General features: G+C 63.9%; 14 protein-coding genes. 9 read left to right on the top strand and 5 right to left on the bottom strand.

Annotated elements, in window-relative coordinates; all coding sequences use genetic code 11:
- Positions 1 to 14 precede the first annotated feature (14 nt).
- Positions 15 to 1,733 (bottom strand): caspase family protein, encoded by a 1,719-nt coding sequence (locus D6B98_RS04900; RefSeq protein ID WP_126255760.1) that lies wholly within the window; start codon positions 1,731 to 1,733, stop codon positions 15 to 17.
- 172 nt (positions 1,734 to 1,905) lie between these two features.
- On the opposite strand from D6B98_RS04900, the gene D6B98_RS04905 reads away from it, so the two are divergent.
- From D6B98_RS04905 to D6B98_RS04925, 5 genes are all read left to right on the top strand, one after another.
- Positions 1,906 to 3,261, top strand: coding sequence for a hypothetical protein (locus tag D6B98_RS04905; protein ID WP_126255761.1), 1,356 nt, complete (start codon positions 1,906 to 1,908; stop codon positions 3,259 to 3,261).
- 61 nt (positions 3,262 to 3,322) lie between these two features.
- Positions 3,323 to 4,519 carry a methionine adenosyltransferase gene (gene metK, locus D6B98_RS04910; protein ID WP_028137567.1) on the top strand — a complete coding sequence of 399 codons (1,197 nt, stop codon included), beginning with the start codon at positions 3,323 to 3,325 and terminating at the stop codon, positions 4,517 to 4,519.
- Between the two features lie 252 nt (positions 4,520 to 4,771).
- Positions 4,772 to 6,193: an adenosylhomocysteinase gene (ahcY, locus tag D6B98_RS04915; RefSeq protein WP_126255762.1), complete on the top strand. Its 1,422-nt coding sequence runs from the start codon at positions 4,772 to 4,774 to the stop codon at positions 6,191 to 6,193.
- A gap of 166 nt (positions 6,194 to 6,359) precedes the next feature.
- Positions 6,360 to 6,779, top strand: a complete 420-nt coding sequence (locus D6B98_RS04920) for a nuclear transport factor 2 family protein (RefSeq protein ID WP_126255763.1) — start codon at positions 6,360 to 6,362, stop codon at positions 6,777 to 6,779.
- A 49-nt stretch (positions 6,780 to 6,828) separates the two neighbouring features.
- Positions 6,829 to 8,295: a flavin-containing monooxygenase gene (locus D6B98_RS04925; RefSeq protein WP_126255764.1), complete on the top strand. Its 1,467-nt coding sequence runs from the start codon at positions 6,829 to 6,831 to the stop codon at positions 8,293 to 8,295.
- A 98-nt stretch (positions 8,296 to 8,393) separates the two neighbouring features.
- Here the strand turns inward: D6B98_RS04925 and D6B98_RS04930 are convergent, their stop codons facing one another.
- Positions 8,394 to 8,630: a tautomerase family protein gene (locus D6B98_RS04930; RefSeq protein WP_205680450.1), complete on the bottom strand. Its 237-nt coding sequence runs from the start codon at positions 8,628 to 8,630 to the stop codon at positions 8,394 to 8,396.
- A 16-nt stretch (positions 8,631 to 8,646) separates the two neighbouring features.
- Positions 8,647 to 9,357 carry an SDR family NAD(P)-dependent oxidoreductase gene (locus tag D6B98_RS04935; RefSeq protein ID WP_126255766.1) on the bottom strand — a complete coding sequence of 237 codons (711 nt, stop codon included), beginning with the start codon at positions 9,355 to 9,357 and terminating at the stop codon, positions 8,647 to 8,649.
- 215 nt (positions 9,358 to 9,572) lie between these two features.
- On the opposite strand from D6B98_RS04935, the gene D6B98_RS04940 reads away from it, so the two are divergent.
- The 3 genes from D6B98_RS04940 to D6B98_RS04945 all read left to right on the top strand — a co-directional run bounded on the left by D6B98_RS04940 (position 9,573) and on the right by D6B98_RS04945 (position 11,866).
- Positions 9,573 to 10,496 (top strand): LysR family transcriptional regulator, encoded by a 924-nt coding sequence (locus D6B98_RS04940; protein ID WP_126255767.1) that lies wholly within the window; start codon positions 9,573 to 9,575, stop codon positions 10,494 to 10,496.
- A 146-nt stretch (positions 10,497 to 10,642) separates the two neighbouring features.
- The gene (locus D6B98_RS39710; RefSeq protein WP_007612486.1) at positions 10,643 to 10,798 is read left to right on the top strand and encodes a hypothetical protein; all 156 of its coding nucleotides are present in this window, start codon (positions 10,643 to 10,645) and stop codon (positions 10,796 to 10,798) included.
- 138 nt (positions 10,799 to 10,936) lie between these two features.
- Complete coding sequence (locus tag D6B98_RS04945; RefSeq protein WP_126255768.1) at positions 10,937 to 11,866, top strand: aspartyl/asparaginyl beta-hydroxylase domain-containing protein; 930 nt, start codon at positions 10,937 to 10,939, stop codon at positions 11,864 to 11,866.
- 110 nt (positions 11,867 to 11,976) lie between these two features.
- Here the strand turns inward: D6B98_RS04945 and D6B98_RS04950 are convergent, their stop codons facing one another.
- Positions 11,977 to 12,534 carry a Spy/CpxP family protein refolding chaperone gene (locus D6B98_RS04950; RefSeq protein WP_126255769.1) on the bottom strand — a complete coding sequence of 186 codons (558 nt, stop codon included), beginning with the start codon at positions 12,532 to 12,534 and terminating at the stop codon, positions 11,977 to 11,979.
- A gap of 166 nt (positions 12,535 to 12,700) precedes the next feature.
- Here D6B98_RS04950 and D6B98_RS04955 point away from each other — a divergent pair, with 166 nt between their 5' ends.
- The gene (locus tag D6B98_RS04955) at positions 12,701 to 13,159 is read left to right on the top strand and encodes a YybH family protein (protein WP_164718414.1); all 459 of its coding nucleotides are present in this window, start codon (positions 12,701 to 12,703) and stop codon (positions 13,157 to 13,159) included.
- A gap of 93 nt (positions 13,160 to 13,252) precedes the next feature.
- Here D6B98_RS04955 and D6B98_RS04960 read toward each other — a convergent pair whose 3' ends face one another.
- Positions 13,253 to 13,954 carry a fumarylacetoacetate hydrolase family protein gene (locus D6B98_RS04960; RefSeq protein WP_126255770.1) on the bottom strand — a complete coding sequence of 234 codons (702 nt, stop codon included), beginning with the start codon at positions 13,952 to 13,954 and terminating at the stop codon, positions 13,253 to 13,255.
- Positions 13,955 to 13,984: the final 30 nt, after the last annotated feature.

The following is a 13,984-nucleotide window of genomic DNA, read 5'->3' on the forward strand; positions in this document are numbered from 1 at the left end:
GGCACGAGCGTATCTCACTTCTCCGCCAGATAAACCTCGCCCAGCAGCGACGAGTTCGACCACGGCACCTGCTTGTTCTTGGTGGTCGAGACCACCTCCGCCCGCACCCGCGTTAGCATCTGCTGCACCTCCAGCCCGGGCGTGCCGAGGTGGCGGGAGAGCGCGGCGGAAAACGGCGAGTTGGCGCCTTCGCCGTCGAGCGCGACCTGGCCCGGCGCGGTCGCGAAGGCGATCAGCGTGCCTGCGCCCAATGTCGCGCCAGTGCCCAGGCTCGTCGGTGCCGCGAGGCCCGATGCGCCTTCAATGCCGCGATTGGTGCCGGCGCTTGCCACCTGCTGCGCCATGGGATTGTTGCGGCAGGCGTCGAAGATCAAGATGTTGGTGCGAACCTGGTCGTCGAGGCCGGCCATGATCGTGTCCATGTCGATCATCGCCTCGGTCATGGCCGTGCCCGGCTTGAGCGCGACGTCGACGGGAATGAGATAGTTGCGGCCGTCGACCTGCACGCCATGGCCGGCATAATAGACCACCGCGACCTGCGCCCGGGCGGCTTCGCGCAGGAAGTCGCGCGTCATCTTCTGCATCGCGGCGCGATCGAGATCGATGCCCTCCGACACGGTGAAGCCGATGTCGCGCAGGCTCTTGGCGACGGCGCGCGCGTCGTTGGCGGGATTGGGCAGCGCCTTGACATGGTCATAGCCGCCGTTGCCGATGATCAGCGCCATGCGTGCGCCGCGAGCGGCCGGAGCAGGCGAGGGGGCCGGTGCCGCGCCGGTCTGCTGTGGGGCAGGACTATTCGCCGGCTGGGTCGTCGGCGAGGGCGCATCGCGCGGGATCGGCGCGCCCGCGTCCGTCACCAGCGACAGCCGGACCTTTGCGGTGGCCTGGTTGGCCTTGCTGCCGGCGTCGGACGCCACGATCGCCAGCGTCGCCTGGTAGTCGTCGCGCGCGCGGGCGTAGTCGCCCTTGGCTTCATACGCCAGCGCGCGATGGGTGTAGCCGGAGATCAGCACGCTGTTCGGCGGCGTCATGATGTTGACCGGCGGCCTTTCCTTGGCCAGCCGGATCGCCTCGCTGCCGTCGGCGATGGCGCGATCGAGATCGCCCTTGGCGCGCCAGATCGCGGTGCGGTTGATCAGCGGCTGCGGCAGCGAAGGATCAAGCCGGATCGCCTGGTTGATGTCGGCCAGCGCCCCGTCGAGGTCGCCGAGTGCCTGCTTTGAGATGCCGCGGTTCTGGAACGAAAATACCGATTTCGGATCGGCCTTGATCGCCATGTCGTAGTCGGCGATGGCCTTGGCATAGTCGTGCTTGCCGCGCCAGGCGTTGCCCCGATTGTGGAAGATGGTGCCGCTGGGCGGTCCGAGCGTCAGTGCGTCGTCGAAATCGGTGATCGCGATCTCGTAGTCGCCCTTGTCGTAATAGGCCGATCCCCTGAGATTATAGGCCGCTTGGCTCGGCCGAAGTCGGATCGCTTCGGTGGCATCGGCGATGACCTTCGAATAGTCGCCCTTCTTATTCCAGCCCACCGCGCGCCAGAAATGAATGGTCGCGAGCTGCTCGCCTCGAAACACCTTCAACGCGATGATCTTGTTGCAGGCATCGATCATCTGCTCCGCAGGGGTCGTGTCGGTGGTGCAGAGCGGCCCAAGCTGATTGCGCGCCTGTGCGACTGCGGGTGCGGACCAAAGGGTCGCGGCGAGCAGGCTGAGCGCGACGAGCAGGCGGCGCATGGCGATGGCCCTTCACAGGAGAAGCGCCTGTTTGTTGCCCGGTGGGCCGCAGCGGTTCACGGCTGGCGCCGGCGTGAGCGGCAGGGGAGGCGTCTCGATCCACTATTCCCTTGGTGGGCAGACTTTGCTAGGAGGGTGCGTCCCACTTGGTCTGCCCACCGCGTCCCACTCCATGAAGAACGACGAAATCCTGAGCCAGATCACGGAGTTCTGCCGTAAGGCGGACATGGCGGAATCGACCTTTGGCCGGCGCGCGGTGAACGATGGGAAGCTGGTGCACCGCCTGCGCGAGGGCAAGCGCATCACCATCGACACGCTGGAGCGGATCCAGGCCTATATGGCGGCCTCGATGGCCGGCGGCGTGCCGCCGCCGCGGGGGCTTCAGGTGCCGCCCGAGAAGCGCGATCCGCGCGGCAATTTCCGCTTCTTCGAGAACCGCCAGAAATACCTGCTGTTCGTCCATACCTGCAGCGAAAAGCGGGTGATCGCGGACAGGGTCGCGCTGGAGCTCGCCTCGATCCATCCGCGCCCGCCGGCCCTGCGCCTGTTCGACGCCGGCGTCGGCGACGGCACCGTGCTGGCGCGGGTGCTGCGCGCAACGCACCAGCGCTTTCCCCACATGCCGTTCTACGTCGCCGGCAAGGAGCTCAGTCTCGAAGACCTTCGCCTGACGCTGGAGAAGGTGCCGGACCGCATTTTCGAGCATCCGGCGTCGGTGTTCGTCTTCACCAACATGTTCTATTCGGAGGCGCCCTGGCTCACGCCGGCATCGCCTGCGGCGGCGGCCGCGACCGTCTGGCACGAAGTCCCGCTGCGGGGCGCCTCATCGGGGGAGTTCGAGCAGCAGATCGCCGAGCTGAGGCCGTTCCTGGAGCAGAACTGGCGCGCCGCGATCAGCCCGCGCACCGCCATGCCGCTGTATGAGCGGCCCGTGGTTCTGGTGCTGTATCGCGAGGACCACAGGTTCCTGCTGGATTCGACCATTCCGCGGCCGGGCCAGACCGAAGCCAATTTCGATCTCGTCATCGCGTCCCAGCCCTACCGTGCCCTGTCCTCGGTCAACTTCCGGGCCAAGCGGATCATCGCACCTCTGGCACGGGCGCTGCGGCCGGGAGGGCGCCTGATCGGTATTCACTCCCATGGCCAGGATCCGGGCATGGAAATGATCCAGGCGATCTGGCCCGGAGAAAATCCTTTCGCGGTGAGCCGTCATGAGCTATTGCGCGCCGTTAAGTATGAACTCGGATCGGTGGGCCGCGACTTAAATTTTAATGCATATGCGGATAACCGCTCGATCTTCAGGTATGATATGGAAGCGCTGCCCAACGAGGTTACCGGTACGATCGGGACCTCGACGGCCTTTGCAGCGTGGAATGCGGCGGTGTATGTCGCTCAGATTGAGGACGACCGGTTGACAGAAATGAATCAAAACGGCCGCACTCTGGATGCCGCCAGGGACGTGCTGCGAAAGTACAATGGGCTCTGGTTTCTCGACGAATCCTACGTCATCTCGCGCCGGCGTGAGTGACATTTCCACAGGTAAACATCGCAAACGCCCGCCGGCTTAGCGGCGGAACAAGGGGTTACTGATGCGCGCGTCCTATCTCTTCACCAGCGAGTCCGTGTCCGAGGGTCATCCGGACAAGGTCTGCGACCGCATTTCCGACGAGATCGTCGATCTGTTCTACCGCGAAGGGCCGAAGGCCGGCATCGACCCCTGGCAGATCCGCGCCGCCTGCGAGACGCTGGCCACCACCAACAAGGTGGTGATTGCCGGCGAGACCCGCGGTCCGAAGTCGGTGACCAACGAGCAGATCGAGGGCGTCGTCCGCGGCGCGATCAAGGACATCGGCTATGAGCAGGAAGGCTTCCACTGGAAGACCTGCGACATCGAGATCCTCCTGCATCCGCAGTCGGCCGACATCGCCCAGGGCGTCGATGCGCTGCAGCCGGGCGAGGTCAAGGAAGAGGGCGCGGGCGACCAGGGCATCATGTTCGGTTACGCCACCAACGAGACGCCCGATCTGATGCCGGCGCCGATCTTCTACGCCCACAAGATCCTCCGCCTGATCTCCGAAGCCCGCCACTCCGGCAAGGAGAAGGTGCTCGGACCGGACTCCAAGAGCCAGGTCACCGTGCAATACGAGAACGGCAAGCCGGTCGCCGTGCGCGAGATCGTGGTCTCGCACCAGCATCTGGTTCCGGACCTTACCTCGAACCAGGTCCGCGAGATCGTCGAGCCCTATGTGCGCGAGGCGCTGCCGAAGGACTGGATCACCCCGAAGACGATCTGGCACATCAACCCGACCGGCAAGTTCTACATCGGCGGCCCCGATGGTGATTCCGGCCTGACCGGCCGCAAGATCATCGTCGACACCTATGGCGGTGCGGCCCCGCATGGTGGCGGTGCGTTCTCCGGCAAGGATCCGACCAAGGTCGACCGCTCGGCGGCTTATGCTGCGCGCTACGTCGCCAAGAACATCGTCGCCGCCGGGCTTGCTGACCGCTGCACGCTCCAGCTCGCCTACGCCATCGGCGTGGCGCGTCCGCTGTCGATCTACATCGACACCCATGGCACCGGCAAGGTGCCGGAGGAACAGCTCGAGAAGGCCGCGGCGCAGGCGATGGATCTGACGCCCCGCGGCATCCGCACCCATCTCGACCTCAACCGCCCGATCTACGCGCGCACCTCGGCCTACGGCCATTTCGGCCGCACGCCGGACAACGAGGGCGGCTTCTCCTGGGAGAAGACCGACCTCGTCGAGCAGCTCAAGCGCGCGCTCTGACGCTCTTGCCTCGCCCCGCCTGCGGGGAGAGCATGGGCCGCCTTCGGCGGCCGTCACTTAAGAGACGCCGAAGCAAGGCTTCGGCTATGCGCGAAGCGGCGGGTGAGGGGGACTCTCCGCGAGCTCAGTGCTCGGATAGAGCCCCTCACCCCGGCCCTCTCCCCGTAAGAACGGGGAGAGGGAGAATGGTGCCACAAAGCGTTCAGCTTGCCTTGCTACTGACACGCCAGACTCACTGATTAGGAAACACACATGAATGCGAAGCCCGGCTTCACCGATTACATCGTCAAGGACATTTCGCTCGCCGATTTCGGCCGCAAGGAACTCTCGCTGGCCGAGACCGAGATGCCCGGCCTGATGGCCACCCGCGAGGAGTACGGCCCGAAGCAGCCGCTGAAGGGCGCGCGGATCGCCGGCTCGCTGCACATGACGATCCAGACCGGCGTGCTGATCGAGACGTTGGCCGCGCTCGGCGCCGACATCCGCTGGGTCTCCTGCAACATCTATTCGACGCAGGACCACGCTGCCGCCGCGATCGCGGCCGCGGGCATTCCCGTCTTTGCCGTCAAGGGCGAGACGCTGACCGAGTACTGGGACTACACCGCGAAGCTGTTCGACTGGCACGGCGGCGGTCACCCGAACATGATCCTCGACGACGGCGGTGACGCCACCATGTACGTCCATCTCGGTCTGCGCGCCGAGAACGGCGACGCCGCCTTCCTCGACAAGCCCGGCTCCGAGGAAGAGGAAGTCTTCTTCGCGCTTTTGAAGAAGCAGCTCAAGGAGAAGCCGAAGGGTTACTTCGCCGCCATCGCCAAGAGCATCAAGGGCGTGTCCGAGGAGACCACCACGGGCGTGCATCGTCTCTATGACATGCAGAAGGCAGGCACGCTGCTGTGGCCGGCCATCAACGTCAACGACAGCGTCACCAAGTCGAAGTTCGACAACCTCTATGGCTGCCGGGAATCGCTGGTCGACGGCATCCGCCGCGGCACCGACGTGATGCTGTCGGGCAAGGTCGCGATGGTCGCCGGCTTCGGCGACGTCGGCAAGGGCTCGGCCGCCTCGCTGCGCCAGGCCGGCTGCCGCGTCATGGTGTCGGAAGTCGACCCGATCTGCGCGCTGCAGGCCGCGATGGAAGGCTACGAGGTCGTGACCATGGAAGACGCCGCGCCCCGCGCCGACATCTTCGTCACCGCCACCGGCAACAAGGACATCATCACCATCGAGCACATGCGCGCGATGAAGGATCGCGCCATCGTCTGCAACATCGGTCACTTCGACAACGAGATCCAGATTGCGGCTCTCCGTAACCTGAAGTGGACCAACATCAAGCCGCAGGTCGACGAGATCGAATTCCCCGACAAGCACCGCATCATCATGCTGTCGGAGGGCCGCCTCGTGAACCTCGGCAACGCGATGGGCCATCCTTCCTTCGTGATGTCGGCGTCCTTCACCAACCAGACGCTGGCGCAGATCGAGCTGTTCGCCAACAACAAGGACGGCAAGTACGAGAAGAAGGTCTACGTGCTGCCGAAGACGCTCGACGAGAAGGTCGCCCGCCTGCACCTCGCCAAGATCGGCGTCAAGCTTACCGAGCTGCGCAAGGACCAGGCCGACTACATCGGCGTGAAGCAGGAAGGTCCGTACAAGTCGGATCATTACCGCTACTGAGCCGTACGCAGTTGCGACACAAAGGCCCCGGAGCGATCTGGGGCCTTTTTTTGTTGGGGCTGCCTGTGGTACGCTTTCAGGTAGAGCCGAAACAAGCCTGCCACTTTCCAGAGCCGGCGGCCGATTTCCCACGTTCATTGTCGGAAATGCATATGGAGGGAATGCGATGTCCAGCGAAGCCAATGTTCAGCTATTGAAGGAAGCCTATCGCCAGTGGAGCGACAGCAAGGGCCAAGACGTCGACTACTGGTTCGACAATGTCATCGGCCCGCAGATCGAGTTCGATTCGATTCCGCAGGGGAATGCGGCGGTGCCTTTTGCCACGCGTTATGACGACCGCAATGCACTGCGAGGCTATTTCGAGGGGCTGCTGGCTGACTGGAGCATGCAGTACTACACGATGAACGAATTCGTCGCGCAGGGCGACACCGTCGTCGCGCGCGGGGAGTGCGCATGGACCAACAAGAAGACCAACAAGGTCGCGAAGACGCCGAAGATCGATTACTGGCGCTTTGAGGACGGCAAGGCGGTTGAATTCCACGAGTATTTCGACACCGCCAAGGTCTACAGCGCGACCGTCCCGTGATGGTTGCAATTCGGCGCGGCCCTGCCATGCTGCGGCGAGGGAGAGCGCCATGACGGAAGCGAAAGAACATTTCGACGTCCTCATCGTCGGTGCCGGACTATCGGGCATCGGCGCGGGCTATCATTTGCAGACCAGGTGTCCGACCAAGAGCTACGTCATCCTGGAGGGGCGCGATTGCATCGGCGGCACCTGGGACCTGTTCCGCTATCCCGGCATCCGCTCCGACAGCGACATGTTCACGCTCGGCTATTCGTTCAAACCATGGACCGACCCGAAGGCGATCGCCGACGGGCCGCAAATCCTGAACTATGTGCGCGAAACAGCCAGCGAGAACGGCATCGTCAAACACATCCGCTTCCGCCATCGCGTCAAGCGCGCCTCTTGGTCGACGAGCGAGGCACGCTGGACCGTCGAGGCCGAGCGCATCACGGGGGAGGGCGCGAGCGAGCTGGTTCGCTTTAGCTGCAATTTCCTCTTCATGTGCTCGGGCTATTACAAATACGAGGCGGGCTACACGCCGGAGTTCAAGGGCGCTGCGGATTTCGCCGGCCGCATCGTGCATCCGCAGAAATGGACCGAGGACATCGACTATGCGGGAAAACGCATCGTCGTGATCGGCTCGGGCGCGACCGCGGTCACGCTGGTGCCGGAGCTCGCCAAGAAGGCGGCGCAGGTCACCATGCTGCAGCGCTCGCCGACCTATGTGGTATCGCGGCCGGCGCAGGATCCCCTCGCCAACAAGTTGCGCCGCAATCTGCCGGCGCAGCTGGCCTATCATTTGATCCGCTGGCGCAACGTGATGTGGGGGATGTTCTTCTTCCAGCTCAGCCGGCGCAAGCCTGCGAAGGTCAAGGACCTCATTCTCAAGGGCGTGCGAATGGCGCTCGGCCCCGACTACGACGTCGCAACCCACTTCACCCCGCGCTACAATCCCTGGGACCAGCGGCTGTGCCTGGTGCCGGACGGCGACCTCTTCAAGGCGATCCGCGAGCAGCGCGCCAGCGTCGTTACCAACGAGATCGACACCTTCACGCATGACGGCATCCGCCTGAAGGACGGAAGCGAGCTTGCGGCCGACATCATCGTGACGGCGACCGGATTGGTGCTCCAGGTCGTCGGCGGCCTCGAGGTCAGTGTCGACGGTCGCGCCGTCGATTTTGCCAATACGCTGACCTACAAGGGCATGATGTATGCCGACGTGCCCAATATGGCCTCGGCTTTCGGTTACACCAACGCGTCCTGGACGCTGAAATGCGATCTCACCTGCGAATATGTCTGCCGTCTCATCAACTACATGGACCGGCACAATTTCCGTCAATGCGTGCCGCACAACGACGATTCGACGATCACAGCGCAGCCGTCGCTGGATTTCACATCGGGCTATGTGCAGCGCTCGGTGGCCAAGATGCCGAAGCAGGGCTCGAAGCGGCCGTGGCGGCTGCACCAGAACTACGCGCTCGACATCGTCTCCCTGCGCTTTGGCCGGATCGATGACGGTGTGATGCGCTATTCCTGACGGCGCCTCCGCAATCAATGCGGTTTCGGCCGGCTCACGACGTCCTGCTCCGTGTCTGCGCCGGTCCTGTCGACCTCCTACGCGCAATGACGGGCGGATCATCCTGTCTGGGCGGCGCGGCGGCGTCGGAATTCCTGCACCGGCAGGCCGCCCCAGCCCCAACTGGCGGTGTCGACTTCCTCGATCACGACGAAGGTGGACTCGAGCGGCTTGCCGAGCACGTCGAGCAGGAGCTGGCTCGAACCCTTGATCAGTGCGGCCTTCTCCTCCGCCGTGAGCGACGCCGCTCCCGGCGTCGTTCCCTCGCGGGTCACTTGAATGGTGACGATCGGCATCGTGCTTCTCCTCGTCTCAATGGCCGGCGCTCTGCCCGCCGTCCACATGCAGGATCTCGCCGGTCACGAAGGAGGCCCCCTCGAGATAGAGCACCGCATCGACGATGTCGGACGTCTCGCCCATGTGACCGATCGGGTGCAGCGCACCGAGTTGCGCATGCGTCGCGATCGGGTGCATCGGCGACTTGATGACGCCGGGCGACACCGCGTTCACACGGATGCCGCGCTTGGCGTATTCGATCGCGAGCGACCTGGTCGCGGCGTTGAGGCCGCCCTTGCTAAGCGAGGCCAGCACCGATGGAACGTTTGAATTGGCCTGATCGACCAGCGTGGTCGTGATCTGGACGACATGGCCGGACCCCTGCTTCTCCATCTCGGCGATGGCGAGCTGGGTGATGTTGAAGAAGCCCGCGACGTTGGTGCCCATCACCGCCGCATAGTCTTCGGCCGTGTACTGGGTGAACGGCTTTGCGACGAAGATGCCGGCATTGTTGACCAGCGTGTCGACACGGCCGAAGTGGGCGACGGCCTGGGAGACCACGCGCTCGGCAGTGGCCCGGTCGGCGATGTCGCCGGGAACGGAGAGGATGTCATCGTCGCCCGACGGCCTGATGGAGCGGGCTGTGGCGACGACGCGATAATTGCGATCGCGAAAACCCTTAACCAGGGCGGCGCCGATGCCCTGTGATGCACCGGTGACGATGGCGACCTTCTGCTCGATACCCATGATGGGCTCCTGTTGTTTGCTCTGAGAACCTGCGCCAGCAGCGGCTGGCTTGCGTGCTGAGGTACGCTGCGGCGGGCCGGTCGCGAAGATCCGCTGTCCGGCAGACACTCTTTCGCCGCGCGAACGAATGCGGGGTCGGCGGCCCGACGGTAGTTGTCGAGCTTGCGGCGAGCGCCTAGCCTGCGAGCGGAAGCTCAGGGGGCGATGGGAAGGGAATGGATCGTCTGGATGCGATGAAAGTGTTCGTCCTGGCGGTGGACGAGGGCAGCTTGGCTGCCGCCGGGCGCAAGCTCGGCCGCTCGCCGGCAGCGGTGAGCCGGGCCATCGCGTTTCTGGAAGAACGCGTCGGCGCCGAGCTGCTGCACCGGACGACACGCGCGATCAAGCTGAGCGAGGAGGGGGAACGCTATGCCGCGATCTGCCGCCGTGTGCTCGCCGAGCTCCAGGAAGCCGACGACATCGCGGCTGGACCACGCATGGCGCCGCGCGGCCTGCTCACGATCACGGCTCCCGTGGTCTCCGGGGAGATGGTCTTGCGGCCGATCCTCGATGCGTTCCTCGATGCTTATCCGACCGTGTCGGCCAAGCTGCTGTTGTTCGATCGCGCGGTCAGCCTGATCGAGGAGGGCATCGATATCGCGCTTCGTATCGGTCCCCTCGCGGATTCAGCGATGATCGCGATGCGGGTCGGCGAGATCAGCCGCGTCGTCGTGGCAGCGCCACGCTATCTCAAGCAGAATCCACGCATTACCGAGCCCGGCGATCTCGCCAGGCATCAGATCGTGGCGATGGCGCACCTTCCCAATTCCTGGACCTTTGCGCCGCAGGCCGGCGCGTCAGTGCCGCGCACGGTTCAGTTCACGCCTCGGCTTGTCGTCAACAGCACCTATGCGGCGGTGGCCTCCGCGGTCGCTGGGCGCGGCGTCGCGCGGATGTATTCCTATCAGGTGGCCGAGCAGGTCGCCCGCGGCGAGCTGGAGATTGTACTGGCAAGCGAGGAGGACCCGGAGATGCCCGCGCATTTGATCTGCCCGCAGGGCCGGCTCTCGGTGCCGAAGGTGCGGGCCTTCACCGACTTCGCGGTGCCCCGGCTGAAGAAGCAGTTTGCGCTGCTGAAGAAGAGCATCAAGGCGCGTTGAGCTGCTTCGCGCCCCCGCAATGCGTTGTTTTGCGTATACGGCGGCCCGGCTGAATCGGCGAGGGTTCCAAAGCGGTTAACGCCGATTTAACGGATGAGTCCTAGCCTGTCTCGGCCGGGGTTACTCGCAAGGCCGAGGTGAGCCCAATGGAAGCCCAGAGAATCGCCGTCGATGCCGTCGTCGCGCTGACCGATTGCGACCGCGACGCTGTCATCGCCTTCATCCGCCGTCTCTATCTGGCCGGCGTCACCGATCCCAAGCGCCTGACCTTCAAGGGTCTCCAGGCTCTGTCCAGGGCATGATTTGGGCGCGATTGACCGCCGCCAGGTCCCCTCGTCTGCTCTCTCCAGTGTGAACGCAACCCAGCGGTGAGTATCTTGTCGCGCCCGTTCGCCCGGAGTAGATGACGTCCCCGGCTGGGTTCACTGGGGAACGGGGAGATGTTGAAACAGCTTTTTGCGCCGCAACTTGTCATTCTTTATGTGCTGGCGGCCTCGACGATTTACGTTCACTTCCGCGGCAAGCAGCGGCTGCGCTTTGCGCGCCAGCTCGGCGATCACTCCACCTATCTGGCACCTTACAATGTGCTGATGTATGCGGGCTCGGCAGTGCCGAACAGGCCGGTGATCTCGGTCGAGCAATTTCCGGAGCTGAAGCCGCTGAGCGAGAACTGGGAGACCATCCGCGACGAGGCCGTGCGCCTGTTCGACGAAGGTTTTATCCGCGCGGCGGCGAAGAATAACGATTGGGGATTCTACTCGTTCTTCAAGAGCGGCTGGAAACGGTTTTACCTGAAATGGTATGACGACTTCCTGCCCTCGGCGAATACGCTGTGCCCGAAGACGGTTGAGCTGCTCAAGTCGATCCCGAGCGTGCACGGCGCGATGTTCGCGATGTTGCCGCCGGGCGGCAAGCTGGGCGCGCATCGGGATCCCTTCGCGGGCTCGCTGCGCTATCACCTCGGCCTGGTCACGCCGAACTCGAACAAGTGCCGGATCCTGGTCGATGGCGTCGAATGCGTCTGGCGCGACGGCGAGGCCTTCATGTTCGACGAGACCTTCATCCACAGCGCCGAGAACGCGACCGACGTCAACCGCATCATCCTGTTCTGCGACGTCGAGCGCCCGATGAAGTTCGGCTTCATGACCGCAATCAACCGCTGGGTCAGCCATCACATCGTCAAGGCGTCGGCGACCCAGAACGTCGACGGTGAGAATGTCGGCGTGCTCAACAAGGTGTTCGGCAAGCTCTACGAGGTCCATCTCGCCAGCCGCAAGGTCAAGGAGTGGAACCGCAACGTCTACTACACGCTGAAATACTCTCTGACGGCGCTGGTTCTCGGTCTCATCGTGTATTCGGCACTGAATTGAAGCGACGCGTGGGGCGGATCGGCGAAGCTTGGTTCGCCCTTGCGTCATGCCGGTATGTGGGGTGCTTTCGTCCCGCCCTGCCACGATCGGCCGATCCCGGTCGGCATCGGCTAGCGATGGTGCTTGTGCCCTGTGGAGCTATCGGGACGGGAGCTATCGGGACGCTGGTAGCCCCGTAACTCTGCATACCGCTGCATCTGGCTGTGATTGAGCAAGGCAGCGGTCGATAGATGATATTTGAGATGGCTCTCGCGGAGCTGCCCCTGCGTTTCGGCAATGGCCCCAATGCTCGTCTTGAGCGTTTCCGACGTGACCGCACGGGAAGAGAAAAGGTCTTCCAGCGCTCGCTCTTGTTCGACGAGCTTGTGACCCAGCGGAACGGTTTCCTGTTTCATGGCATCGAACAGTCGCCGGACCTCGACGCGTTGATCGGCCGTCAAGTCGAGGCTATCGCCGAGCTCGAGTACGTGGCTGGGACCGGGATATCCATTGAGCTCCGCAGCAAGAGCCAGGCCCATACCGCGTCCGGCGCGAAGATCGTCGATCTGCTGCTGTGACAGCGCCTTGATGGGGCGCCCTTCGAGGCCGGCATAGGGGCGGCTGGATTGGGCGCCGGCGGCGCTGCTGGTGAGGAGGAGAGAGGCGGCAAGCAGAAGCAGGCGGCTCATGAATTTGGCTCCATCAAATCGAGCCAGCCGATGCCGAAGCATCGGACCCGGCTGCGACGCTACCTTTATCGTGATCGAGGTGATCTCGGGTTTCAAATCTTGCTGGATAGTCCGCGCCATGGCAACAAACGTTGCCGCGATTGAGTTGCCGAATGTGGAGCTGGCGATGGCCTCCTTGCCGACCGCGAATGCCGAGATCATGCAGTTCTTCCGCGATTGGCTGGAAACCTTCGCGGGCCATGTCCGGGACGTCGACTACGCCTCGGCGCGGCCGCTCTTCCATCCGGAGGTGCTGGCCTTCGGTACCCATAACGATGTCATCCCCGGCCTCGATCAGTGGGTCTCGACGCAATGGGACAATGTCTGGCCGAAAACGACCGACTTCCGTTTCGTGCTCGATCAGACCTCAATCCTGGCATCGTCCGACGGCACGATGGCAACGGTGATCGCGCCGTGGACGAGCACGGGCTATCATCAAGATGGCAGCCCATTTGCGCGGCCCGGCCGAGCGACGATGGTGTTTTCAAGACATGGCGACGGCTGGCTGTGTGTGCATTCGCACATGTCGCTCAATCGCGGTGTGCCGCAGACAAGCCACGCCAATCGGCCGGTGAAGGCCTGGTAGCCTGTAGGGGGATTGGCGAAGCGTAATCCACCATCTTGCCGCAGCAAAGACGGTGGTGGATTACGCTTTCGTCAATCCCCCTAGGATTCCAGCCTATTCCGGCTGGCCGATGCTCACCTTCAGCGTGCCGACACCGTCGACGCCGCATTCGAGCTTGTCGCCGGGTTGGAGCTGGGACACGCCGGCCGGGGTACCGGTCATGATGATGTCGCCGGCGGCGAGCTTTACCTGCTGCGAGAGCTGCCAGATGATCTCGGGCACGTTCCAGATCAGCTCGGTGAGGTCGCCCTTCTGCGCTTCCTTGCCGTTAACCGTGAGCCAGATCTTGCCTTTGGCGGGATGGCCGATCTTCGAGGCCGGCTGAATCGCGGAGCAGGGCGCCGAATAGTCGAACGACTTGCCGATCTCCCAGGGACGCTCCTTCTTGCGCGAGGCGAGCTGGAGGTCGCGGCGGGTGAGGTCGATGCCGACGGCGTAGCCGTAAACGTGGTCCAGCGCCTTGTCGGCGGGGATGTTGAGGCCGCCGCTCTTCATCGCGACGATCAGCTCGACCTCGTGATGCAGGTCCTTGGTCAGCGGCGGATAGGGAATGGTGGCGCCGTCGGGCACCAGCATGTCGGCGTGCTTGGCGAAGAAGAACGGCGGGGCGCGCTCGTCATTGCCCATCTCGCGGATGTGCTCGAGATAGTTGCGGCCGACGCACCAGATACGGCGAACCGGATATCGGCCGCTTTCCCCGACGACGGGAAGCGAAGCCTGGGGCGGAAGCGGGATGACGTAGGAGGCGGCGTTCATGAAGCGGTCTCGCTGCTCTTGAGGTGGAAC

Source organism: Bradyrhizobium sp. LVM 105 (assembly GCF_003957705.1).
Taxonomy (GTDB): domain Bacteria; phylum Pseudomonadota; class Alphaproteobacteria; order Rhizobiales; family Xanthobacteraceae; genus Bradyrhizobium; species Bradyrhizobium frederickii.

What these genes read in the sequence shown, in the direction of transcription:
- D6B98_RS39710 (WP_007612486.1), top strand. Translation starts at nt 10,643, where the DNA reads ATGGAAGCCCAGAGAATCGCCGTCGATGCCGTCGTCGCGCTGACCGAT.
- D6B98_RS04945 (WP_126255768.1), top strand. Translation starts at nt 10,937, where the DNA reads ATGTTGAAACAGCTTTTTGCGCCGCAACTTGTCATTCTTTATGTGCTG.
- ahcY (WP_126255762.1), top strand. Translation starts at nt 4,772, where the DNA reads ATGAATGCGAAGCCCGGCTTCACCGATTACATCGTCAAGGACATTTCG.
- D6B98_RS04950 (WP_126255769.1), bottom strand. Translation starts at nt 12,534, where the DNA reads ATGAGCCGCCTGCTTCTGCTTGCCGCCTCTCTCCTCCTCACCAGCAGC.
- D6B98_RS04900 (WP_126255760.1), bottom strand. Translation starts at nt 1,733, where the DNA reads ATGCGCCGCCTGCTCGTCGCGCTCAGCCTGCTCGCCGCGACCCTTTGG.
- D6B98_RS04920 (WP_126255763.1), top strand. Translation starts at nt 6,360, where the DNA reads ATGTCCAGCGAAGCCAATGTTCAGCTATTGAAGGAAGCCTATCGCCAG.
- D6B98_RS04935 (WP_126255766.1), bottom strand. Translation starts at nt 9,357, where the DNA reads ATGGGTATCGAGCAGAAGGTCGCCATCGTCACCGGTGCATCACAGGGC.
- metK (WP_028137567.1), top strand. Translation starts at nt 3,323, where the DNA reads ATGCGCGCGTCCTATCTCTTCACCAGCGAGTCCGTGTCCGAGGGTCAT.
- D6B98_RS04925 (WP_126255764.1), top strand. Translation starts at nt 6,829, where the DNA reads ATGACGGAAGCGAAAGAACATTTCGACGTCCTCATCGTCGGTGCCGGA.
- D6B98_RS04960 (WP_126255770.1), bottom strand. Translation starts at nt 13,954, where the DNA reads ATGAACGCCGCCTCCTACGTCATCCCGCTTCCGCCCCAGGCTTCGCTT.
- D6B98_RS04905 (WP_126255761.1), top strand. Translation starts at nt 1,906, where the DNA reads ATGAAGAACGACGAAATCCTGAGCCAGATCACGGAGTTCTGCCGTAAG.
- D6B98_RS04940 (WP_126255767.1), top strand. Translation starts at nt 9,573, where the DNA reads ATGGATCGTCTGGATGCGATGAAAGTGTTCGTCCTGGCGGTGGACGAG.
- D6B98_RS04955 (WP_164718414.1), top strand. Translation starts at nt 12,701, where the DNA reads ATGGCCTCCTTGCCGACCGCGAATGCCGAGATCATGCAGTTCTTCCGC.
- D6B98_RS04930 (WP_205680450.1), bottom strand. Translation starts at nt 8,630, where the DNA reads ATGCCGATCGTCACCATTCAAGTGACCCGCGAGGGAACGACGCCGGGA.